The organism is Paenibacillus sp. ISL-20, assembly GCF_018613005.1.
Classification (GTDB): Bacteria; Bacillota; Bacilli; order Paenibacillales; family Paenibacillaceae; genus Paenibacillus_AQ.
Map to the genome: position 1 here is coordinate 78,950 of NZ_JAGGRD010000026.1, position 21,299 is coordinate 100,248.

The window sequence follows — 21,299 nt, forward strand, 5'->3', positions numbered from 1 at the left end:
CCTATCGCGGTGTGTGGGAGAGGTTCGTGAACTCCCTCTATAAAAAACTAGCGTGTCTTATTCGGTGTTACACCCTAAGAATAAGGCTTGTTTTTTTACGGATTCAGTTCAATGAACTTCTCTTTCTTCTACAGGTTCAGCCCTTTCGGCTGTTCTTAAATTATGAAGGATGAGAGGTTTTTTTATGCTTAAAAATGAAAAAGCGGTCGTTGTTTTCAGCGGGGGTCAAGACAGCACCACCTGCCTGTTCTGGGCAAAGGAACGCTTCGCCGAAGTCGAAACCGTCACCTTCGATTATGGCCAACGCCATAAGCTTGAAATAGAATGCGCGGCACAGATCGCCAAGGAGCAAGGCGTGAAGCAAACAGTGCTTGATATGAGCCTGCTTAATCAACTGGCGCCGAATGCGTTAACGCGCAGCGATATCGAAATTGCCGAAGGCGACGGTTTGCCTACTACGTTTGTGGAGGGACGGAACCTGCTGTTCCTCAGCTTTGCTGCTGTACTGGCCAAGGGCATCGGCGCAAAACATCTGATCACGGGCGTATGCGAAACGGATTTCAGCGGTTATCCCGATTGCCGGGACAGCTTCATCAAATCGCTCAACGTTACGCTGAATCTGGCTATGGATTACCCGTTCGTCATTCACACGCCGCTCATGTGGCTCGACAAGTCGGAAACCTGGGAGCTCGCCGACCAGATGAATGCACTCGAATACGTTCGCGACCATACGTTAACCTGCTACAACGGCATCAAGGGAGACGGCTGCGGGGAGTGTCCTGCCTGCAAGCTGAGAAAAGCGGGGCTCGACAACTATATGCAGCGCCGTAACCGTCTATCTGAAGGGGGGCGCCTGATATGAGCCGCGAGCCCGGGGCTTTCCGCATTGTAGAGCAACTGCAGAAGCTTGGCGAAGACATCGATGCCGGAAGCCTGCGTTACCACCGGAAACGGGTACTTGTCTCCAAAGAGTTTACCTTTGACGCTGCCCATCATCTGCATTGCTATGAGGGAAAATGCAAGAACCTCCATGGCCACACGTACAAAGTGGTCTTTGGTATCAGCGGTATTCCCAATGAAGTCGGCATTACCGTCGATTTCGGGGACATTAAAGATTGCTGGAAAACGGAAATCGAACCTTATCTGGATCACCGTTACTTAAACGAGACCCTGCCCCCAATGAATACAACAGCGGAAAACATGGTGGTCTGGCTGTTTGAAAAAATGGAGGAAGCCCTCCGCAGCAGAGAGTCGCACGAGCAACAAGGCACACGAACCGAATTCGTTCGCCTGTTCGAGACGCCGACCAGCTACGCTGAGGTCAGACGGGAGTGGATGATCGATGAATAATGTGCATGTAAAGCCTGAGAACGATTCAAGTACCTCCTCCCCTGTCATCGCGGTGGACCGCCCGATTCCCGTGATGGAGATTTTCGGTCCTACCGTTCAAGGTGAAGGCATGGTCGTTGGCCGCAAGACGATGTTCGTTCGAACGGCGGGCTGCGACTATCGCTGCTCCTGGTGCGACTCTGCGTTTACGTGGGACGGGTCCGCCAAGGACACCATTTCGCGCATGAGTGCAGATGAGATCTGGCAAGAGCTGTATCGGCTGGGCGGAGAACGCTTCGATCATGTCACCCTGTCCGGCGGCAATCCCGCTCTTCTCTCCCAGCTCGGCACGCTGGTGGATGAGCTGCACCGGCACGGAATTACCGTTGCCGTGGAGACCCAAGGCTCACGCTGGCAGGATTGGCTGAATGATATCGATGAAGTCACCATCTCCCCCAAGCCACCAAGCTCAGGTATGGATACGGACTGGGGCAAGCTCGATGATATCGTCTCCCGGCTGTCCGCTCGGGCGCCCGGCAGATCTTTCAGCCTCAAGGTTGTCGTGTTTGACGATAAGGACTTGAGCTATGCGGAAACGGTCCATGAACGATACCCGAATGTGCCGTTTTACTTGCAGACCGGTAATCCCGATGTAGGTACAGGCGATACCACTTCGCTGGTCTCCCATTTGCTGGATCGGTACGAGTTGCTTGTCGATGCCGTCATGCAATCCGATCGGTTGAACGATGTGCGTGTCTTGCCGCAATTGCACACGCTGGTCTGGGGCAATAAACGCGGAGTGTGACGTTGTAATATTAAATTCTCTACACCTTATTGAGCATTTATTAATATATTAATAAAGGAGCTACACTATATGGCTGGAAGACAAAAAGAAGAAATGGAAGACGTTACCCTGCTTGGCAACCAAGGCACGAAATACACGTTTGAATATGATCCCGGCATTCTGGAGAGCTTTGACAACAAGCATCCCTACCGGGATTACTTCGTCAAATTCAACTGTCCCGAATTTACAAGCTTGTGTCCGATTACAGGCCAGCCGGACTTTGCGACCATCTACATCAGCTATATTCCGGATATTAAGATGGTAGAGAGTAAGTCCTTGAAGCTGTACCTGTTCAGCTTCCGCAATCATGGGGATTTTCATGAGGACTGCGTCAACATCATCATGAATGACCTCATCAAACTGATGGATCCAAGATATATCGAAGTATGGGGCAAATTTACCCCGCGGGGCGGCATTTCCATCGATCCGTATTGCAATTACGGTCGTCCAGGGACCAAATACGAGGAGATCGCCGCGAACCGTCTGATGAACCATGACCTGTATCCGGAAAAGGTGGACAACCGGTAGGAAGCTGAAGCCTTTTTCCTGAATACGTCAGTTCCATTTTCCGTATTGATTATAAAAAGGGTTGCCCGCATGGCGGATAACCCTTTTTATCATTTCAACAAGAGGAATAAACGATTACATAGGGTATTCCATATTCCTAAGTCGGTAATTTAGGCGCCGCTTCTTGTACAGCATTTTCCCCGCTGCAGCCACATCGCTAATCGTCCCCTTGTTGCTGATCGAACCGAATACAATGCCGGCAATCGGAATCAGCTGAAACAGCTTCTTCATCCCGAAGTTATCGGTATACGACTGAACGACTTCACGCCAGCCCTGCAGCTGTGAGAATACCTGCTCCGTCACTTGTTCATCATCAAAACTGGCGAGCTCCTCAAGCACCGCTTTTTTTCCCACGATATCGGCGGATGCAAACTGCAAGCACTTCACGATAAACACCCGCTCCCGGGGATCGTTCGGATCATACCCGTAACAAAGCGCCATCTCCTGCAGCACCTTAAGCGATTGACCGAGCACCATCGGCAGATCGGCCGCAATCGTAAATATGCCCCCGATTCCTGTTGCTGCTCCTTGTGCTGCGGCGAATTTGACGCGTTTTACCGTTAGCGTGTCTGCTGCGCTATCCATGACTTGGAGCGGCAGCTTCGCGGCAGATGCCAAAGTAAGCCCGGAAGCCGCCTCCTCCTCTCCGTTCTCATCTTCCATGTATTCCTCCTGAGCGGACTTGACGGAAGGGCCGGAAACCGGGTTTGGACCGTCCAATCCCGCTGTTTGCGCCAGAACCTTCATAACCGACTTCTCGCGAACCAGATGTTTCCCGCCGCTCTGAATAAATCCGCCTACCTCATTCAAGGCACTTCCGATTTTCTCTTGTACAGCCTTGGGCGTGAGGCGATCCAGCAGCATAAAAGGAATTCTTCCGAGCTTCTCCCAGAACATGACGTCCTTCTGCTCTTTCTCCCATTTCAAAATCTCTTGAAGTTGTGACTCCAGCTGTTGTCGTGATTCCATCTCGGTCATCCTCATTACTCCTATCCGCAATTAAAAAATAACTATAAACTGTATACGCAGGGCATGGAAGAAAGACGCAATAATTTTCAAATTTTATCTTATAACATCACTCATAAGGTTAATAAAAAAGAGATCAACCCCCATGAGGTCGATCTCTCTCTTTTATTTCCACAATCCGTCATGAGACGGCAAGCATACAAATGTGAAATTTATTTTCCCAAGAAGGCATTCAGCATCCAGGAATGCTTCTGTACATTGCTGACCATGCCGGTCAACAGATCGGATGTAGCGTCGTCCCCTTCTTGATCCGCGGCTTCGATGCCCGCCTTCAGTTCGTTGGCAAGCTGCTCGAAATCCGAAACCAGCTGTCCGACCATCTGTTCAGCCGTATTCTCATCGGAAACCTCCTGCAGCGTGGACAGCTTCAAATATTGCGCCATGCTCGCTGCCGGTTTACCGCCAATGGCCAGCATCCGCTCTGCCAGTTCATCCACATAACTCGCTGCTGTGTTGTACAGTTCCTCGAATTTCTCGTGCAGCACGTAGAACTGATGACCTTGTACATACCAGTGATAGTGGTGAAGCTTCACACCAAGCAAACTCCAGTTGGCTACCTGCGTGTTCAAAATTTGTAGAAGTTCTTCGGTTGTTGTTCCGTGTGCTTGTTGGGTTAAGTTACTCATTTATATCGTCTCCTTTAATATTGTATTTAGACTTATTCTAAATCCTTGTATTAATCATAACAGATTCTTGTCTCTTTTGCAAAGGAAATCGAAACTCATCAGATGAAGATAGGATGAAGAAATTACCTCCTATTTATACCTATCCTAATTTATTTTTAAGATCAACTGCAATGATTGGCATCATATCTCTCCGGCCGTGAAGAACCCTAGGACAAGCCCAGGATCGTTTTCATTTCCTTCCGCTTTTGCTTTGGATTCATCACATATAAAGTGTCCCCTGCCTCAATGACCGTACTTCCCTTAGGCGTAATGATACGCTTCTCCCGAATAATAGCCGTAAAGAGGATATCATCTGGCAGATTCAGCTGCTGGATCTCCTTGCCGACAATGGGCAAATCTCCATCCACCAGAACGTGGTTGATCTCGGAATCCGCTTGTCCAAGAGCCATTAACTCTAATAAAGTCGGTGCTTTGGCTTTATCCTTCTCCACCAGCGAAAGCTTTTGCGTAAGCGGAGAGATCGTAGTGCCTTGGATCACCGCTGAGGTCAACACAACAAAGAACACGACATTAAAAAACAATTCTCCATGCCTGATGCCCGCCAGAACGGGATATGTAGCCAGGACGATCGGAACGGCCCCGCGAAGACCCGCCCATGAAATTAATATTTTCTCCCGCATGGCAAATTTGGTGAACAACAGGCTGCTGAACACGCCGATCGGCCTGGCAATTAATATGAGAATCAAAGACAATAACAGTCCTTGCCATACGACCTCCGACAGCTCGTTCGGGAAAACAAGGAGCCCGAGCAGCACAAACATGACGATCTGCATCATCCATGCAAAACCTTGGTTAAATGCTTGAATTGTCTTGCGGTACGTCAGCTCGGTGTTGCCGAGCAGCAAAGCCATAACGTATACGGCCAGCAAACCGCTGGCACCAAGCCATGCGGCAGCGGCATAAGTCAGTACGGCGAATCCCAATGCCGTCACGGGATATAAACCCGAGGAATCGAAATTGATGCGATTGATCACATATACAGCCAGCATTCCAATAAGAACACCGACAACCAGGCCCAATCCCATCTCCTTCACGAAGGAAAAAATAAGACCGATCAAATGTAATTTCGGGTGTTCGATCCATTCGATTAAGGACACGGTTAGAAACACCGCCATCGGATCATTGCTTCCGGATTCAGCCTCCAGCGTCATTCGAATCCGTTTCTTCAGATTCGTTCCGCCGAGAACCGAGAAAACGGCCGCCGCGTCCGTCGAACCAACAATCGCACCAATTAACAGCCCCTCTTGTAACGAAATATCCAGAAAAAATGCGGCGCATATTCCGACGACAACCGTTGTCAACAAGACACCAATCGTGGCAAGTGAAATGGCCGTCCCCAAAACCGGCTTGATTTCTTTGAAATCCGTCTGCATCCCGCCTTGAAACAATATAACAATCAGTGCAAATATCCCGACCAGTTGGGTGAGCTCCGCATTATCATAATAAATGAAGCGGCTGAGAATCATCCCGATGGCAATAAACAGCACCAGGGCGGGCATGCCGAAGCGAGAAGAAAACTTGGTGGTGAGTACGCCTGTCAGAAGCAAAGCGCCGCATAATAAAATCATGGAATCAACAAAACTTGGCAAGCTCATCCCTCCGGTGTCAGATTCGTAAGTTATATTACCCAAAAACTAACCCTTCCTCGCACACAACAAGTGCTTCTTCAAGAACGGATTACGACGAAGCCGGACAAACAAAGAAGTTGCAAACGTTTACTGGAAATTCCACACCCAATGACTTTATACTGGTAACAAGCGACATACATAAGGGAGGCGTCAATCGAGTGAACATTTCTATTATGAAAAGCGATCAACTACATCAAGCTGTTGAGCTGTCCGACCGTATTTTTCTGAAGCAGCCGGAACAGCCTTCTATGGGGGCATCCTTTCCTCCGATATTCTCGCCGGGAATCAGCCATTCCTACGGCGCCTGGGATCAAGACAAACTCGTCTCATTCATGGGATTCGTACCATTTACCATTCAAACTCGCGGTGCAAGGTTAAATGTCTATTCCATCGGCTCCGTCTGTACGGATCCGGATTACCGGGGTCAGCGACTAGCAGGCAGTCTCCTGGAACAGTGTATCCGTCATGGGGAAGCTTCTGGGGCATCCTTAATCCTCATTTCCGGCGGCAGATCCCTGTACACCCGGGCAGGCAGCCGTTTGTTCGGCCGTGCATTCCGGTTCCAACTTGACCAGGGCGCCATTGAGCCCTTGCGGACGGTGACGGGAAAACAAGTGCGCATTCGGGCGATGCAGCCGCAGGATCTATTCCACCTTCAAAGGCTAATGGAGCAGCGGGAAGCCGGTTATGTCACCACGGCTTCGGAGCTTAACAAGCTGCTGGATGCAAGCGCCTACTCCAACGTGATCCGCCTTGAGCAGCAGGTGCTTGTCGCCGAAGAAGACGGCGTGCTGACCGCATTTGCCATCATCGCGGTACCCGGAGTTGTGATGACTCCTTCGAGAGAGTCTTCCCTTGTAGAATGGGGGGGAAGCCCTGAAGCGGCGGCACTGGTCATAGCCGAGGCGATCTCGTCCTTCAACCTTTCAGAGCTAACGGTTCCGCTGCCTTGGCAGGATAAAGAGCTGGCAGCATTAATCCAATCTACCGGCGTCATGCCTGAATATATTCAGAATGAGGGGACCGTTTATTTGGTTAGCGGCCCGGAACTGCTTCGCCAGTTGGCTCCTGTGCTGCCTGAGGGGCTGATTCAGGCAGATGGCGAACATGGTCCTTACCGTATAACCCTGAACAATGAAGTATTGGAACTGGATGATGAGGGGTTGCTCTCGCTCCTGTTTGATCCGGAATCATCTTATCGGGCAAACGGAAGCGTAACCTTTGATCCTATTCCTCTCCCGTACACAGCAGGTCTTCAGTATATTTGACTTTAGGTGGACACTGAAGGTGCATTTGATCCTTCCCCTTAGCGGAGAGGTCATTTGCACCTTTTTATGTGCTAGGTTTTATATCTGAATCGTTCTACCAGGCTGCACAGCGCTGTTATTCATAACCGACGATGGCCGTCCGCCTATTTTTGACAGGATATGTGCCCTTCTTCTCCGCTTTCACATAGGATGAGATAACCCATCTGATAGAAAGAGGTGCTTGGCTTGAGTCATCATCCTAAAAGAGGCCTTCAATCCCTAACAAGCCTTGGTATTCCAGGGCTCTTCCCTGGATACCCGTTCTATCCTTATCCATACCCATACTATCCACCTTACTATCCGTTCTATCCGTATCCTCCGTTTTATCCGGGATACCCCGGTGGCCACGGATTTCCTGGACACGGGCATGGGCATGGGCATGGACATGGCCCATGGCACCCTGGCAGACCGGGACACGGTCCGGGTTCGTGGTATCCCGGGGGTCCTGGTGGTCCTGGACACGGGCACGGACCTGGCGGTCCCGGTTCGAGGGGAGCGCAGAGACAGCGCAATAAGCGGTAAACACACATTAACGCGCAATAACAAACCGCCCGGTTCATCCCGGGCGGTTTGTTATTGTTAATCCATATTTTTATAAATAACCTTTATCGTCTCTTCGAAATTTCATTCCGATCCGGACTTATGGCACCGCCATTACCATCACCATAACCTTGATATAGGTTAGGGTCTGGAACTGCATCCTCGGTAGCAGCCGCTGCTTCAGAGCGTGAGTCTATCGGCGCACCGGTACCGCTATAAGTGCCTTCTTCACGGTAATGATGTTCATTAATGGCGCTATTGCTGCGGAATATATCATATACCCGGCCACCATTCGTTTCATCTGCATCCACCATGACCAGAATATGGCCTTCATCCACATAGCCCCCATATTCCTCTGCTTGCTCTTCCGGAATTCCGAGGCCGATCAAACCACCAACCAATCCGCCCGCCCCAGCGCCTACGGCTGCTCCCGTAAGTGTTGCCGCAATCGGACCTGCCGCGATGATCGGACCAATGCCCGGAATGGCCAATGCACCTAAACCGGCCAGCAATCCGGTTACACCGCCTAACACACCGCCTGTGGCCGCTCCGGATGCCAAGCCCTCAGGTGCCTTGGTGCCGGTCTCGTCCTGAATATGAGAAGATTCACCGCGATCCTTGGCAATAACCGAGATTTCATCGGCTCTGAAACCTTGCTGCTTTAGTTCCTCAATGGCCCGGGTTGCTTCCTGCTCCGTCCGAAAAGCTCCTACAATTTTCTGAGTCATATGAATTCCTCCTCGTGGTCATTTTCGGTTTATCGCTGTACACCCCTAACTTAAACGTCAGTCGCCATAATCAAACAAGAAAACCAATGTACCGCCTGCAAGAGTACCCGCCACAGCATCAAAAATCCCATAATCCCCCATTCAATGCAGCTGGTAATATTTAACTTTATGATGATTCATGTTAATATAGCAAGTAAGCACTTGGTTCCCTAAAAATAGAATAGGTTGGTGATTCCATGAACTGGTTCAAGCCATTCGAGGACGATCTTGCTGCCGCATTCTCAGCCTGCGAAGCAAGGCTTTCCGAGCTCCCTGCTCCCTTGAATGAAATCGGTCTTTCATACTTGAGAAAGTTTGACGTGTTCGAGCAGGACAGTTCCAAAAATTACATTTGTTATCTGCTTCCCTTCTGGATGAAAGAACTGACCTCACTCCCCGCCGATGTATACCGTCACCTCTCAGCGGCCAACATTATCGGCATGTTGTACTACTTCATTCAAGACGACATCATGGACTCGCCCTATGACAGTCAGTCTCCCATAGATCCTAAACACCATCTCGCACTTGCCAACCTGCTGTATTACGAGTTTCTCACATCCTATCAGCCCTACTTTCCAGCGAATTCCGACTTCTGGTCTTATTTCAAAAACTACACGCATGAATGGTCTGAAGGCGTCCTCCACGAAACCCGGGACGATTACTTTAAACACAACAGGGCCATGATTGCAAAAAAGGCAGCTCCCGTAAAGCTGGGAAGCACTGCCGCACTGCTGTTATCTGATCAAGCAAGCCTCATTCCACGAACGAATGATGTGATGAACCAGGTTCTGCTGACCTTGCAGATGATGGACGATTGGACCGATTGGAAGCAGGATCTTGCGGATGGCAGCTACAACTGCCTGCTGTCTCTCATTAAATCGGAATTGGGACGACCACATGGCGCGAATCTGACGCTGCCCGAAGTTCAAGAAGCCATCTATATCAACAACATGATGAAGCCCTATGCAGACATTGCCGCAGCGACCCATACTCATCTCTTATCGATAGATATAGATGCCCCCCATCTCATCTCCTTTCATCAAACGATGGTGGATGAGCTTCAAACCGAAGCGAATCATATCGAAAACAGCAAAGAGACGCTTTCTTATGGCGGGTTAAACTATTATTTGTCTATTCTAAGCAAAAAATAATAGATTTTATATTTGTTCCATGGTATTCTTTAAGAGTAAAAAATAACCAATTTATTTGAAAGGGTGATTCTTATGACGACAGAAGCCATCTTTCAAACACAATTGATTCAGAAAGCTTGGGAGGATCCTAGCTTTAAGGCAAAATTGCTCAGCGATCCGAAATCCGCCATCAAGGAAGTTCTTGGGGTACGGATTCCCGACCACATCGAGATTCGAACGCTTGAAGAGAACCCTAACGAGCTGTATCTGGTCATTCCTCCGAATCCAACAGGCGTGATCAAGTCAGAAGCCAAAGAAAGAGCCATCTGGTAAAGACTACATAACAGCGTGGACATTTCATAAATAGAAGTAATCGGTACAAAGAGTGGGGACGATAACCGTCATCGCTGCCGCAGCTTAGCGAATTATTCGCCAGCTGCGGGAAGCGTAATGACGGCATCCGTCCCCACTCCTTTTTTACTCGTAAAATGAATGTCTCCATCCATCGCTTCGATAATGCGGAAGGTCACCATCAGGCCAAGCCCCGTCCCCTTCGTTTTGTTGGAGAAATAAGGCTCTCCCAGCCGTGCCAACACATCGGGCCCCATCCCTTCGCCATTATCCACAACATGAATATATACCTGGTCTTGCTGGCGATAGCAGCGGATATGGACCAATCCCTCTTCGCCCAGCGCCTCGATGCTATTCTTAACAATGTTGATAAAAGCCTGCTTGAATTTCGAGGAATTCCCCCGAATCGTAATATCCTCCGGAATATCTACGGTGATCTTGCCTCCTTGGAGGTGTGCAAGCGGGCCTAGTATGCCTTCAATATGCTTAAACTCCTCCGAAACTCGAAGCACGGTGTCTTTGCCGAATTCCGGTTTGGCAAAGGTTAAGAAATCCGTAATAATGCCGGAAGCACGGTCCAGCTCCACCAGAGCCAAATCTAAGTATTCGCGTTCAGCAGCTTGGGCTTTTCCGGTGAGAAGCTGCAGGAAACCCCGCGTTACTTGCAGCGGGTTACGAACCTCGTGCGCAACCGATGCTGCTAGCTCACTGATAATCTCCATTTTCTCCGAACGCTGCAGTTCATTGTTGAACATCTCAAGCTCCTTGGAGTATTGAAGAATCCGTTCGTGATTTTTAGCAAAATGCCGTCCGAGAATGACAATCAGGGCGATAATAAAGCTGACAATCCCCCATTTCCAAAGGAAGAGATTATAGCTGCCCCGAGTGAGGAAAAATTGCAGCAGCTCACTTAAGCCCACAACAGCGAATACCGCAAAGCCTGCATTAAAAATAACAGCGTCCTTATTTCCCTTAACGGCATAATACATGGAGCTTCCGACCAGCAATACAAATTGAACGATCATCACAACACCCATGACATGAACGGAGAAGAAATAATACAGGTCGAACCATTGATTCGAACCCCATTGATTAGCAATCAGAAACAGCCCGCAAAACAGCGAGTAGACGATCTGGAACTTGCGGAGTTTACGCAGCGAACCCTTCCAGCCGGGCCCGAAGATTTTTTCAAAAAAGAGACTGAACGAAGGAAGTAAGATAAATAATGAGATGTCATATAAGTGAGTGTACATATTGCCATATTGATTAAAAATCGTATAAAGAAACGGGGAGTAAGTAAACACCAGGATGCCTACAGATAAAATAATTAAAGATAAGGATAATACAGCGATCAAATATTTTCTGTTCAGAAAAATAGCGCAGATCAACATCACCAATGCGATAAATATGAAGGCGCTCCCGAGAATGATGTCCATCAAATTCGACTTAACAAACCGATTAAACATGTCTTGATAATCGCCGACGAGGATTTTCCCTTCAATTGTCACATGATCCCTAGCGGTCTCCAGCCAGATATGAAGATCCTTGCCGAGCATATCCTGATGCAGAGGAAGCAAAATGTAATTAAGCTCATAATTGTACGTTCGGGTAGATTCGTAAATCTTCTCATGGTCCGCATAAACCGCAACCTTCTGCCCGTGGAGCTTATCAATCAAAATGCCAGGGGATGTAGAGGCGATCTCGGGAATCCTCATATAAATCCACGCGGATGCCTTGGTATGCGGCTTAAAAGGCTTCGAATCACCGACCGAAGTTTCCATCCAGTCATTGATGTGGACGGGCACGCTCTCCGGAATCCCTCGGGATTCCGACCAGAGGATTCTCCACTCCTTAATCGCTGCACGAGCTGCCGTTTCTTCGGTGGCAAAGACAAGCCTGGGAAACCCCTGGCTTAAAGTAAAAACGATGATCAGGAACACAGCGATTATCCATCCAGACCTCATTGACGCACCTCAAACATTATAATGAGTGAAACTCTTACTGTGTTATTCGATGCAACAAAACCTTCCACCTTCTAATATTCGGAAAAATGATAAAATTTTCTATTAAAGATATAACAAAGAGAGATACCGTTACGGCATCCCTCTTAAATTTATACTTCCCCCTCCTGCAAAGCAGGTACGGCCGGAAAGCGGATAATAGCCTCTGTCCCGCTTCCTTTTTCACTAACAAAATGAATGGTGCCATTCATCGCTTCGATGATTCGAAAGGTGACCGTCAAGCCGAGCCCCGTCCCTTTGGACTTATTGGAGAAGTACGCCTCACCCAGTCTCTCAAGATCCGCAGCATCCATTCCGATGCCGTCATCTTTGATGTGAATAACCACTTCTTCACCCTTGGCATAGGCCCATATGCGAATAACCCCTTCTCCATCCAGTGCCTCTATACTGTTCTTGACGATATTAATCATCGCTTGTTTAAGTTTGGAAGAATTACCGGCCATGTATAATTCCTTCGCGACATCCAGCTCGATCGTGCCCCCGCTAAGATTGGCCAGCGGCAGTAGGATGCCTTTCACATGCTTCAGCTCCTCATACACATTCAGCTTGACCTCATTCTCCAATTCAGGTTTAGCAAACGTGAGGAAATCCGTGATGATCCCCGAAGCCCGGTCCAGCTCCTTCAGCGCCAGTCCAAAATACTCCTTCTCCGCCTGCTTGGAGTTCTGTGCCAGAAGCTGCATGAAGCCGCGTGTCACTTGCAGCGGATTGCGAACCTCGTGTGCAACCGAGGCGGCCAGCTCGCTGATAATCTCCATTTTCTCCGATCGCTGAAGTTCATTATTAAACATCTCTAGCTTCCTGGAATACTGCAGCACTTGCTCATGGCTGCGGACGAATTTACGCCCCAGCATGACGATCAGAGAGACAATCAGTCCGATAATGCCCCATTTCCATAGAAAGAAATGATATTGTCCGTCATGGTAATAAAAGGCCAGCAGATCTCCGAGCGCTGCTAACGCCATCATCCCGAAACCAACAGAAAAGATATAAGCGTCCTTATTCCGCTTGGAAGCATACAGAATCGTGGTACCGACAAGCAGCAGCATCTGCAGGATAATCAGAATGCCCAAGATCTTCACCGAAACAAGATAGTAAATCTCGTGAAATGAATGATCGCTGACCACCTGGGCAACTAGAAATATCAGGCACATTATGGAGTAGGCTATTTGAAATCTTCGGCAGTAGCGAATGACTCGATAGGGCCCGGAACCATATATTTTCTCAAAATAGTAATACAGCGCCGGCAGCACGGCAAAGAGTGAAATATCAAACACCGCGACCCACACGTTGCCCAGGTCTCCATAGAAGGTGTATAGGAACGGCGAATACGTAATAAGCATAGCCCCGCTTGCCAGAATAATCACACTAAGCGACAGCCAACTGGATACCGTATGCTTCGGAAGGAACAAGCAACAGAAAAACATGACCACCGCAATAAACAGAAACGAGCTGCCCAATATGAAATCTTCCAGGTCATTCTTAATAAAGCTTCCGCGCAGATGCTCATATTCGCCAAGTATAATATCGCCATCGATGCCTAACGTCATATCCTTGACGCCGTTTGACCATATATAAACGGTCTTGCCAGCATCATCCGGATGGATCGGAAGCAGAAGAGAATGACTCGTATACATATAGTCTCGCTTGGCTTCATACACCTGTTCATTATCCAAAAAAGCCAAAACATCCTGTCCCTTAATGCGGTCAATCATGATGGCCGAATGCTTCCAAGGGAGAGCGGGCAAAGTAAAACGATTCCATGCTGAATACACCCCATCTGACTTTGGGGGTCCCTTCTTGTCTGGTATTCCCGCCAACCAACTTCTTCCCTGCAGGTTGACCGGCGAAACAACATCCTGTTGTTCGTCATCCCACATAAACTGCCAATCGGGTATCACGGTTTGAGCATTCTTTGCGTCCGATTTTCCCGGTGATATGATCGATATAAGCAGCAGCAGCGGCACTACCAGCAGAAGCAGGAATATGTATTTGGGCATATCCTTCATCTAGTCAGCACCTCTAACCGTCTATAGTCAATAAAAGTCCGTATCTTCACCGTCCGGCTGATTCGACAAACTTCGTGTTCATTTACAATCAATATAACATGAAACGTCTGTTCCGTTTGTAAAATTTTTATTACATAAAGGCAATATAAAAAAGGGATCGCTCTTAACCCTAAGGCTAAAAAGCAATCCCTTACGTTTCTAGTGTGTGGAGCTTGAAGCAAGGCCAACTTTATCAACCATCCGCTGACTTTCGTCGTTCAACCCCACGAGCGTAATGGCTTTACCCGCTTCCTTGTACTTATTCAATACTTTGGAAATGGCATTCGTGGCTGACTGATCCCATACATGGGATTTGGAAAAATCAATCACGACATGCTCAGGGTCCTCATTCACGTCAAACAGGTTTATAAAATACATCATCGTTCCGAAAAATAACGGCCCCCGGATTTCATATACCTTCGTACCGTTTGGCTGCACATGCGGTATGGCCTGGATTTTTGCCATTTTCCAGCCGAAATTCAACGCGCTTAACATAATACCGGTCATGACCCCGATGGCCAGATTATGCGTTGCCACCACGATGATGACCGTTGCCAGCATGACAATGGCATCACCCAGCGGAACACGGTGAAGTGTGCGAAGCGAGCCCCATTCAAACGTACCGATAGAAACCATAAACATGACCCCGACAAGCGCTGCCATCGGAATTTGTTTCACGACATCGCCGAGCACAATGATGAGAAACAGCAGGAACACACCGGACACCAGCGTTGATAACCGGGTGCGACCGCCCGATTTCACATTAATCACCGTCTGTCCGATCATAGCGCAACCGGCCATGCCGCCAAAGAATCCAGTGATCACGTTGGAAACACCCTGACCGCGGATTTCGCGGTTCTTGTCGCTGCCGGTATCCGTCAGCTCATCCACGAGCGACGCCGTCAGCAGCGATTCCGTCATCCCGACGACAGCAAGAGCCAGGGAAATGGGCAATATCGTCATGATCATATCCAAACTGATGGTTACATTCGGAATGTGGAAGAACGGAAGAGCCTGCGTAATGTTGCCCATGTCTCCCACCGTTTGCACAGGAGCCCCGAACCATACCGCTATGATCGTCATCACGATGATGGCAACAAGCGCCGAGGGAATCGCTTTGGTAACCAGCGGCAGCAAATAGATAATAAGCAGCGTTCCGATGACCATCAAGTACATCGGCCACGATTCACCCTCGAAATTCGGAAGCTGGGCCAGAAAAATAATGATGGCCAGCGAGTTCACGAATCCGGTGATGACCGGCTGGGGAACAAACGTAATAAACCGCCCGAATTTGAGCGCCCCCATCAACAATTGCAAGATTCCTGTAAGAATGGTTGCCGCATACAAATACTCAATCCCGTGCATCGCCACGAGCGGTCCCATTAATGATGCCATGGCCCCTGTCGCTGCGGAGATCATACCAGGACGTCCGCCGAAGAATGAAATACTGACAGCAATCACGAAAGAGGCATAGAGTCCGACCATAGGATCGACCCCCGCCATGATAGAGAATGCGATCGCTTCCGGTATGAGAGCGAACGCTACCGTCAATCCTGACAAAATATCTCTGCGTGAGTTGCCAAAGAAGCCTTGTTTAATCCATTGAAACAAAGTTCTAATCACTTCCTGTCCTATTGTAGTTGATTGACAATCCACTCTCAGGATTGTCCCGGTCCGATAGTCACTTTTTCGATTATAACGGGATCATTTCAAAATTTCATTATCTATTTAGCGGATCTATTCCACGAAATCATTCCTTTTCTCCCGTTTGTTTTGGATTTCGTCCATTTTCCTTATTTTAAAATTTTCATAATGCGGCAATTGACAGGGAAAGATAGAACTTGTTTGGTTCATCATCGCCTGAAGGTACCCGGGATTCATTCTTGCTTCAGCGGGTAAAGTCGAAGTATAGAAACCTGTTGTATTTTGAAATGTATTTGAAATCATAGAAGGAGATGGGCAATATGCGAGACGAAAACAATCGGAATACGCTGGCAGACTTGACATATTTGGAATTCGAGGCCAAGCGGAGAGTTGAGGATACAGAGATGATTCCCCAAGATGATCTGAGAGACGTCAACACCTACACGGAGCAAAGCCTAAGCAGCGAAGATGCGGACCATATCGCGTACGATCTGAATGAAGCGGCACCTGCGGATGCAAAACCGGAGGAACGTATGGACCCGGATCACAGCGCCATCGATGCATGGGAAGCTACCGGTGCCGGTCCCGAGCAGTGGACCATCGCCGACGAGAGAACCTTTTCTTCCTCACCCTCGGGGCAGGCCGAAGCAGACCGGATAGAGCGGGATCGACCAGTCGATGAAACCTACATTCGCGATGTCGCAGATGATGTAACGGATCGGGAATGGCGGGCTGTCGAAGGCGAACCCCCTTCTCGTCCCGGAGACGAAATTATCGGCCAATACTCCGGCGATACGGAGCGGCGGCTTGCAGCTGATGCTTCATTAACCGGCAGCGGGACTGCGTTTTTAAACCAGGACATTTTTAAAGATTACCCGTCCGGAGAAGATGAGTACCAGCCGCTGGAGGATGTACCGGATGCGGACGCTATTGCGGCCAATAGCCCGGTGGACCCCGCTGCCCCGCCGACGGAACAGATGCACGGTATCGATCTACTAAACGGCAGCCATGGCGGAGACGACTAAACCTGCAAAACCCGCCTCTCCAATAGGAAGGCGGGTCTTATACTTGTATGGGTACGATCCTCTATTTTCCGAATATGATATCCAGCCAGCCGAGAAATGACATCCACAGCAGGATGCCGATCAAGGTACCCCATATGAGTGCTGTTAATATGTTTCCCTTTCTTTCCATGCCTATGCCTCCCATACAACATCTTTATAGTAAAACAGTATGGGTCGAGCTATCAGTTCTTATACTAGCCAACCATTTCAAAGACTAGATTCACTAGGAGGAGCCGCCGATGAAGAAGCATTCTGACGAGAATCAACGTTTAGTGACCGAACGCGATATTGATGAGGATTTTGGTCTGTTTGTCGAGGATTCATATCCGGACAGTATCCCGATACCAAGGCAGCATCAAACACGAGAAACCGGATGGCAGTGAAACGAGCAACCGCGGAAACTCTTCATCTTCCTGATCCTTCACGCCGGAAATATGAACCTCTACGTTCACCCATGTCATACCTTCCAACATACACTACACCATACGACCCTGGAAGGATGATGCTGAATATGAAAGGATTGCCGCTCCATCCCTGCGGACATAAAATCACGCTGCAGCAGCGACTGGCCTCTTTAACCGGTCATCTGGTAGAAGTCAACGCACCGAACACCGGTTTAGAACCCGGACGTTTACAGAGAGTATTCCCGAAAAATTTCATCAAGGTACATGGCGAGCTCTTTGTACCGTCCAGTCTCAACTCGGTTCGAGTATTTGATGTCAAGCCGCCGGGCAAAACGATGCTGGTAGGTGTGCGGACCACCTTCCCTACCCGTGGTGCCTTTAACCGGATCCGTCTGGTCAGAATCGGAGCCGATTTTATTGAATTACTTGCCAAGGATAAGAACCGTTCCCGGATTCTGCTCCCTCTAAACAAAGTGGAGGGCATATTTCCGGCGAAGTAGAGACAGTTCAAATTTTTCCTTCCCTTAAGCTTCCAGACTTGCTACAAGTCCGGAGGCTTATTTTTTGAAAATAGAACGAGAAGCTGAACCGACTCGATCATCGCAAGGAAAACATCCTCTATACGCGGTCTATCTTCTGTGAGATTACTTCGATGGAAGCTTTAGATATGTATACTCATCTTTTTCGATTTTCAGTACTTGTCCAACCTGTGATAAAATATGATACAGATTAAATACTTAAGGCTTGATAAGGAATAACACAGGAGGAATCAATGATGTTGAAACGCAGAACACGCTGGATGCCCGCCCTATTCGTCATCCTTGGGCTGCTGCTTGTGATGACGGCATGCGGTCAGAATGACAAGGGAGCCGAAAGCGGCTCTGGCGGCGGAACGGGCTCGACAAACGGGGCAACAGCACCCGAAGCGGAACCCCCGAAGGAGCCCGAGGTTAAGCAGAATGTGCCAGACCCGAACGCAAGCCATCCTATTGTCACGATTGAGATGGAGAACGGCAAAACGATAAAGCTTGAGCTTTATCCGGAGGTCGCACCGAATACGGTGAACAATTTCATCTCCCTGGTGGAACAAGGATTCTATGACGGGACAGGCTTTCACCGCGTTATCCCCGGCTTCATGATTCAGGGAGGCGACCCTGACGGTAACGGAACAGGGGGACCGGGTTACGCTATTCCCGGCGAATTTACGTCTAACGGCTTTCAGAATGACCTGAAGCATACGACTGGGGTATTATCGATGGCCCGGGCACAGGATCCAAATTCCGCCGGATCGCAATTCTTTATCATGGTTGCGGATGCTCCTTCCCTGGATGCCCAGTACGCATCCTTCGGAAAGGTGATCGAGGGGATGGAAACGGCTGAGGAGATCGTGGGCTTGGAGCGGGATCAGATGGACAAGCCGCTTGAGGTGCCCGTCATGAAGAAAGTGACGGTTGATACGCTCGGCAAGGATTATCCGGACCCCAAGAAGCAGGAATAGCATCTCTTCGGAGTAGGACTGCGTCGCAAATTCTAGCAATGCTACACATGCCGGACCACTTGTATACACAGTGACCATGGCAGATTAAACGACAACCAACGAACAAGGACCCGTACGCTATAACGAGCGTGCGGGTCCTCTTTTTTTAAGCTACAGCCTGTTATTGTCTCTTCTGGGTATGGACCGGTTTCTCGATGACGTACAAGCAAGTGCTGTCAGGCAACGTCATCGGCTTCCCATCTTCATCCATGAATTCGATGCGATCAGCCATTGCCTCGGCATATCCTTCCTGCAGATAATGCTGCTGCACGCGGATGATCGCCTCGGGACCTAGCGTCCTGCGTATACATTCCGCATACTGCGTAGGCGTAAAGTAGCCGAACTGCTCCTGCACCTCATGCACATAAGCCTCAGCCCCCCAAGTATAGGTATACAGGAACTCCATTGCATCGTTTATAGACATGCGCACTTCCGTCTCGGACAGCTGCTCGTATGTTATGACCCGGCCCTTGAAATCGGAGGCATACCGGGTCAGCCATTCCAGCCCATCCGCCTCCAGGAAGCGAATCCTTCTCCAGGTGTCCCCGGGCTCGGTCATAATCCCGTCACGGATAATGATGCGGCCGCCGGGTGCGAGCACTTCGTAGGCACTGGTCAGCGCGGCCTCCACAGTGGCCGTATTGAAGCGGGATCCGTCCATCTCAATATAAGAATACAACTCATGCAAGATCGAGGAGAAGATGACCGTATCGACACTTCCCGGCTTCACGTAGTCCCTGAGATTCAGCGCATCCCCCTTCATCACTTCCCATGATTTATGCTCCAGGCGTTTGAGTTTCTCCAGCGCTTCAATCACGTTCGAGGAGATATCGATCCCGACCGGACGCACATGCGGCAGGCGCTCCTCGATCAGGTCAAGGAGCACGCCGCCCCCGGGACCGATATCCAGCACCGCCGTTCCCGTAATATAATCCAAAATCACTTTTTTGTAATCTCCCGTGCTGTTCATATCACTCAAATAACTCTCTTCGTTATGAAACCTGTCGTAGGCGTCCCGGCGCAGGCCGAACAGGTCAAACAGGAGCAGGACCGCTTTCTCATAGAGCGGCGACTTCTCCGCTTCGATGCAAAATTCAATTAATTTCTCCGCCGCTTGCGAGAATTCGAAGGTAAAGAATACCGTATCCGGCAGCTCCGGCTTCCGTTCGATACGGTGGCTCAGATGCGGGTTGGCCATCACCGGCCCGTGAAGGCAAGCCGTCCAATCCGTTTGGCGCAAATATTGCTCTATCATCCTCTTCTTGTATACGTTCAGCTTCTTGACGCCTTTGTAATCGTAATACATATCATTCATCAGCGGCTCAAAGCTTAAGTGACTCACCGAATCCGATAGCAGCCGATCCCCCTGCCCCTCCGCAACCTGCTGATCCGGGTCCCGCTTCTCCGAATGGAGAGCAAGCAGAAGAACCTTTACGAACTCTTCCAACGAGAAATCCTGCAGGGCGGCTTCCACGTACCAGAGCGTCATATCCTGAAACCCATGCAGGGCAGCTGACAGATCACACTGCTCATGAATCCCATGAAGCTGCTTATCAAAGTCTTCTCCCCGGGCAATCGAAACGGACCGAAGACGGCGCAGCCGTTCCTCGTAAGTCCACCGATCCGGTACGATCCCTGCGGCAAGATTGCGAATAAGCTGCGTTATTTCTTCCTGAACGGAATGCCAGAGTTCCTCCGATACGCCACCGATGATGCAGTGATTCAAAGGGATTAGCAGCCGGATCAACTCATCTGCGGTCAGCCGTCCTTCCTCCGTAAGCTTATGCAGCGGCAAATTTTCCTCGAAAGCGACTTCCCCCCGAATGTGTTGCCCAAGCAGTCCATGGGTAAGTATGAGTGTGTGTACCATCTCTTCATGCGGAGACATGGTTCCATTACTGTCCCGAATATGTCTCTCGTATAGCTGGGCGGACCCGATATTATGAAGGAACAAGTTGATACCCGACTGCTGCCAGTGGAGACGTTCCCGCATCGTTCCGCCCTTGGCCGTTTCCGCCCATACCAGTACTTCTTCCAGCAGTTCTTTGATCCAATAGGAGACAGGGAGCGAATCCAGTATTTTCAACGTGCGTTCTACGTAATCCAGCACGGGGTTGGCATGGGTTAATTGGCCGATGGACGTAATCCGTTCCAAATTCACGATTCGTTCTTCGGCCGATACCAGTTTCATTAACCATGGATGCCTCTCGGCAGCCGCTTCATCCCCCTGCCGAAAAGCGGTTATGATGTCCAGCGCGTGCAGCATAGGTTGTTCCTCCACTTCCTGAAATAATAATGAACACGCTTATGTTTTTTCGCTGCTACGATTATAACAAATTCCTGTCGATGGATCGCAAGCATTTGGTAATAGCCGTTGCTACAGGGTATACTGGTCAACGAAACCAT

At 49.4% G+C, this 21,299-nt stretch carries 20 protein-coding genes and 1 riboswitch; of the genes, 11 read left to right on the forward strand and 9 right to left on the reverse strand.

The features are described 5' to 3' along the window. Positions 1-13 precede the first annotated feature (13 nt). A riboswitch (PreQ1 riboswitch) is annotated at positions 14-56 on the forward strand. Positions 57-184: 128 nt separating this feature from the next. The 4 genes from queC to queF all read left to right on the forward strand — a co-directional run bounded on the left by queC (position 185) and on the right by queF (position 2,701). Further along, positions 185-862, forward strand: coding sequence for a 7-cyano-7-deazaguanine synthase QueC (queC, locus tag J7E85_RS16785; RefSeq protein ID WP_215159821.1), 678 nt, complete (start codon positions 185-187; stop codon positions 860-862). Then, positions 859-1,350 (forward strand): 6-carboxytetrahydropterin synthase QueD, encoded by a 492-nt coding sequence (queD, locus tag J7E85_RS16790; RefSeq protein WP_215159654.1) that lies wholly within the window; start codon positions 859-861, stop codon positions 1,348-1,350. The genes queC and queD overlap by 4 nt, the downstream gene beginning before the upstream one ends. Further along, entirely contained in the window at positions 1,343-2,134 is a 792-nt protein-coding gene (gene queE, locus J7E85_RS16795; RefSeq protein ID WP_215159656.1) for a 7-carboxy-7-deazaguanine synthase QueE, read from the forward strand. Before queD ends, queE begins: the two co-directional genes overlap by 8 nt. Before the next feature lie 69 nt (positions 2,135-2,203). Beyond that, a complete protein-coding gene (gene queF / locus J7E85_RS16800) occupies positions 2,204-2,701 on the forward strand; it encodes a preQ(1) synthase (protein WP_009591586.1) in 498 nt (165 codons plus the stop codon). A gap of 114 nt (positions 2,702-2,815) precedes the next feature. Here the strand turns inward: queF and J7E85_RS16805 are convergent, their stop codons facing one another. The 3 genes from J7E85_RS16805 to J7E85_RS16815 form a co-directional block, all read right to left on the reverse strand. Next, on the reverse strand, positions 2,816-3,718 hold the full coding sequence (locus J7E85_RS16805) for an EcsC family protein (RefSeq protein WP_215159658.1): 903 nt from the start codon (positions 3,716-3,718) through the stop codon (positions 2,816-2,818). Between the two features lie 200 nt (positions 3,719-3,918). Beyond that, positions 3,919-4,392: a Dps family protein gene (locus J7E85_RS16810; RefSeq protein ID WP_215159660.1), complete on the reverse strand. Its 474-nt coding sequence runs from the start codon at positions 4,390-4,392 to the stop codon at positions 3,919-3,921. 206 nt (positions 4,393-4,598) lie between these two features. Next, positions 4,599-6,047: a potassium/proton antiporter gene (locus J7E85_RS16815; protein ID WP_215159823.1), complete on the reverse strand. Its 1,449-nt coding sequence runs from the start codon at positions 6,045-6,047 to the stop codon at positions 4,599-4,601. A gap of 191 nt (positions 6,048-6,238) precedes the next feature. On the opposite strand from J7E85_RS16815, the gene J7E85_RS16820 reads away from it, so the two are divergent. Further along, positions 6,239-7,348, forward strand: coding sequence for a GNAT family N-acetyltransferase (locus J7E85_RS16820; RefSeq protein WP_215159662.1), 1,110 nt, complete (start codon positions 6,239-6,241; stop codon positions 7,346-7,348). Between the two features lie 238 nt (positions 7,349-7,586). On the opposite strand, the gene J7E85_RS16825 is transcribed toward J7E85_RS16820, so the two are convergent. Together J7E85_RS16825 and J7E85_RS16830 are read right to left on the reverse strand one after the other, a co-directional pair. Next, positions 7,587-7,913 carry a hypothetical protein gene (locus J7E85_RS16825; RefSeq protein ID WP_215159664.1) on the reverse strand — a complete coding sequence of 109 codons (327 nt, stop codon included), beginning with the start codon at positions 7,911-7,913 and terminating at the stop codon, positions 7,587-7,589. Between the two features lie 79 nt (positions 7,914-7,992). Beyond that, positions 7,993-8,655: a general stress protein gene (locus tag J7E85_RS16830; RefSeq protein ID WP_215159665.1), complete on the reverse strand. Its 663-nt coding sequence runs from the start codon at positions 8,653-8,655 to the stop codon at positions 7,993-7,995. Positions 8,656-8,891: 236 nt separating this feature from the next. On the opposite strand from J7E85_RS16830, the gene J7E85_RS16835 reads away from it, so the two are divergent. Beyond that, positions 8,892-9,845, forward strand: coding sequence for a hypothetical protein (locus J7E85_RS16835; RefSeq protein WP_213645993.1), 954 nt, complete (start codon positions 8,892-8,894; stop codon positions 9,843-9,845). A gap of 72 nt (positions 9,846-9,917) precedes the next feature. Next, on the forward strand, positions 9,918-10,157 hold the full coding sequence (locus J7E85_RS16840) for an NHLP leader peptide family RiPP precursor (RefSeq protein WP_215159667.1): 240 nt from the start codon (positions 9,918-9,920) through the stop codon (positions 10,155-10,157). 92 nt (positions 10,158-10,249) lie between these two features. Here the strand turns inward: J7E85_RS16840 and J7E85_RS16845 are convergent, their stop codons facing one another. The 3 genes from J7E85_RS16845 to J7E85_RS16855 all read right to left on the reverse strand — a co-directional run bounded on the left by J7E85_RS16845 (position 10,250) and on the right by J7E85_RS16855 (position 15,855). Continuing rightward, the gene (locus tag J7E85_RS16845; RefSeq protein ID WP_215159669.1) at positions 10,250-12,139 is read right to left on the reverse strand and encodes an ATP-binding protein; all 1,890 of its coding nucleotides are present in this window, start codon (positions 12,137-12,139) and stop codon (positions 10,250-10,252) included. A 149-nt stretch (positions 12,140-12,288) separates the two neighbouring features. Beyond that, positions 12,289-14,205, reverse strand: a complete 1,917-nt coding sequence (locus J7E85_RS16850) for an ATP-binding protein (protein WP_215159671.1) — start codon at positions 14,203-14,205, stop codon at positions 12,289-12,291. 198 nt (positions 14,206-14,403) lie between these two features. Then, on the reverse strand, positions 14,404-15,855 hold the full coding sequence (locus J7E85_RS16855; RefSeq protein WP_215159673.1) for a SulP family inorganic anion transporter: 1,452 nt from the start codon (positions 15,853-15,855) through the stop codon (positions 14,404-14,406). Between the two features lie 353 nt (positions 15,856-16,208). Between J7E85_RS16855 and J7E85_RS16860 the strand changes: the two genes are divergently transcribed. The 4 genes from J7E85_RS16860 (at position 16,209) to J7E85_RS16875 (ending at position 18,854) form a co-directional block, all read left to right on the forward strand. After that, a complete protein-coding gene (locus J7E85_RS16860) occupies positions 16,209-16,913 on the forward strand; it encodes a hypothetical protein (RefSeq protein ID WP_215159675.1) in 705 nt (234 codons plus the stop codon). A 278-nt stretch (positions 16,914-17,191) separates the two neighbouring features. Continuing rightward, the gene (locus J7E85_RS16865) at positions 17,192-17,335 is read left to right on the forward strand and encodes a hypothetical protein (protein ID WP_215159835.1); all 144 of its coding nucleotides are present in this window, start codon (positions 17,192-17,194) and stop codon (positions 17,333-17,335) included. A gap of 128 nt (positions 17,336-17,463) precedes the next feature. Further along, entirely contained in the window at positions 17,464-17,856 is a 393-nt protein-coding gene (locus tag J7E85_RS16870; protein ID WP_213645988.1) for a hypothetical protein, read from the forward strand. A 275-nt stretch (positions 17,857-18,131) separates the two neighbouring features. Further along, on the forward strand, positions 18,132-18,854 hold the full coding sequence (locus J7E85_RS16875) for a peptidylprolyl isomerase (protein ID WP_215159677.1): 723 nt from the start codon (positions 18,132-18,134) through the stop codon (positions 18,852-18,854). Positions 18,855-19,014: 160 nt separating this feature from the next. Here J7E85_RS16875 and J7E85_RS16880 read toward each other — a convergent pair whose 3' ends face one another. After that, positions 19,015-21,159 carry a class I SAM-dependent methyltransferase gene (locus tag J7E85_RS16880; protein ID WP_215159825.1) on the reverse strand — a complete coding sequence of 715 codons (2,145 nt, stop codon included), beginning with the start codon at positions 21,157-21,159 and terminating at the stop codon, positions 19,015-19,017. Between the last annotated feature and the right edge of the window lie 140 nt (positions 21,160-21,299).

Excerpts from the sequence above, each read along its gene's own strand:
- queC (WP_215159821.1), top strand. The coding sequence starts at position 185 with ATGCTTAAAAATGAAAAAGCGGTCGTTGTTTTCAGCGGGGGTCAAGAC.
- queD (WP_215159654.1), top strand. The coding sequence starts at position 859 with ATGAGCCGCGAGCCCGGGGCTTTCCGCATTGTAGAGCAACTGCAGAAG.
- queE (WP_215159656.1), top strand. The coding sequence starts at position 1,343 with ATGAATAATGTGCATGTAAAGCCTGAGAACGATTCAAGTACCTCCTCC.
- queF (WP_009591586.1), top strand. The coding sequence starts at position 2,204 with ATGGCTGGAAGACAAAAAGAAGAAATGGAAGACGTTACCCTGCTTGGC.
- J7E85_RS16805 (WP_215159658.1), bottom strand. The coding sequence starts at position 3,718 with ATGACCGAGATGGAATCACGACAACAGCTGGAGTCACAACTTCAAGAG.
- J7E85_RS16810 (WP_215159660.1), bottom strand. The coding sequence starts at position 4,392 with ATGAGTAACTTAACCCAACAAGCACACGGAACAACAACCGAAGAACTT.
- J7E85_RS16815 (WP_215159823.1), bottom strand. The coding sequence starts at position 6,047 with ATGAGCTTGCCAAGTTTTGTTGATTCCATGATTTTATTATGCGGCGCT.
- J7E85_RS16830 (WP_215159665.1), bottom strand. The coding sequence starts at position 8,655 with ATGACTCAGAAAATTGTAGGAGCTTTTCGGACGGAGCAGGAAGCAACC.
- J7E85_RS16835 (WP_213645993.1), top strand. The coding sequence starts at position 8,892 with ATGAACTGGTTCAAGCCATTCGAGGACGATCTTGCTGCCGCATTCTCA.
- J7E85_RS16840 (WP_215159667.1), top strand. The coding sequence starts at position 9,918 with ATGACGACAGAAGCCATCTTTCAAACACAATTGATTCAGAAAGCTTGG.
- J7E85_RS16845 (WP_215159669.1), bottom strand. The coding sequence starts at position 12,139 with ATGAGGTCTGGATGGATAATCGCTGTGTTCCTGATCATCGTTTTTACT.
- J7E85_RS16850 (WP_215159671.1), bottom strand. The coding sequence starts at position 14,205 with ATGAAGGATATGCCCAAATACATATTCCTGCTTCTGCTGGTAGTGCCG.
- J7E85_RS16860 (WP_215159675.1), top strand. The coding sequence starts at position 16,209 with ATGCGAGACGAAAACAATCGGAATACGCTGGCAGACTTGACATATTTG.
- J7E85_RS16865 (WP_215159835.1), top strand. The coding sequence starts at position 17,192 with ATGAAGAAGCATTCTGACGAGAATCAACGTTTAGTGACCGAACGCGAT.
- J7E85_RS16870 (WP_213645988.1), top strand. The coding sequence starts at position 17,464 with ATGAAAGGATTGCCGCTCCATCCCTGCGGACATAAAATCACGCTGCAG.
- J7E85_RS16875 (WP_215159677.1), top strand. The coding sequence starts at position 18,132 with ATGTTGAAACGCAGAACACGCTGGATGCCCGCCCTATTCGTCATCCTT.
- J7E85_RS16880 (WP_215159825.1), bottom strand. The coding sequence starts at position 21,159 with ATGCTGCACGCGCTGGACATCATAACCGCTTTTCGGCAGGGGGATGAA.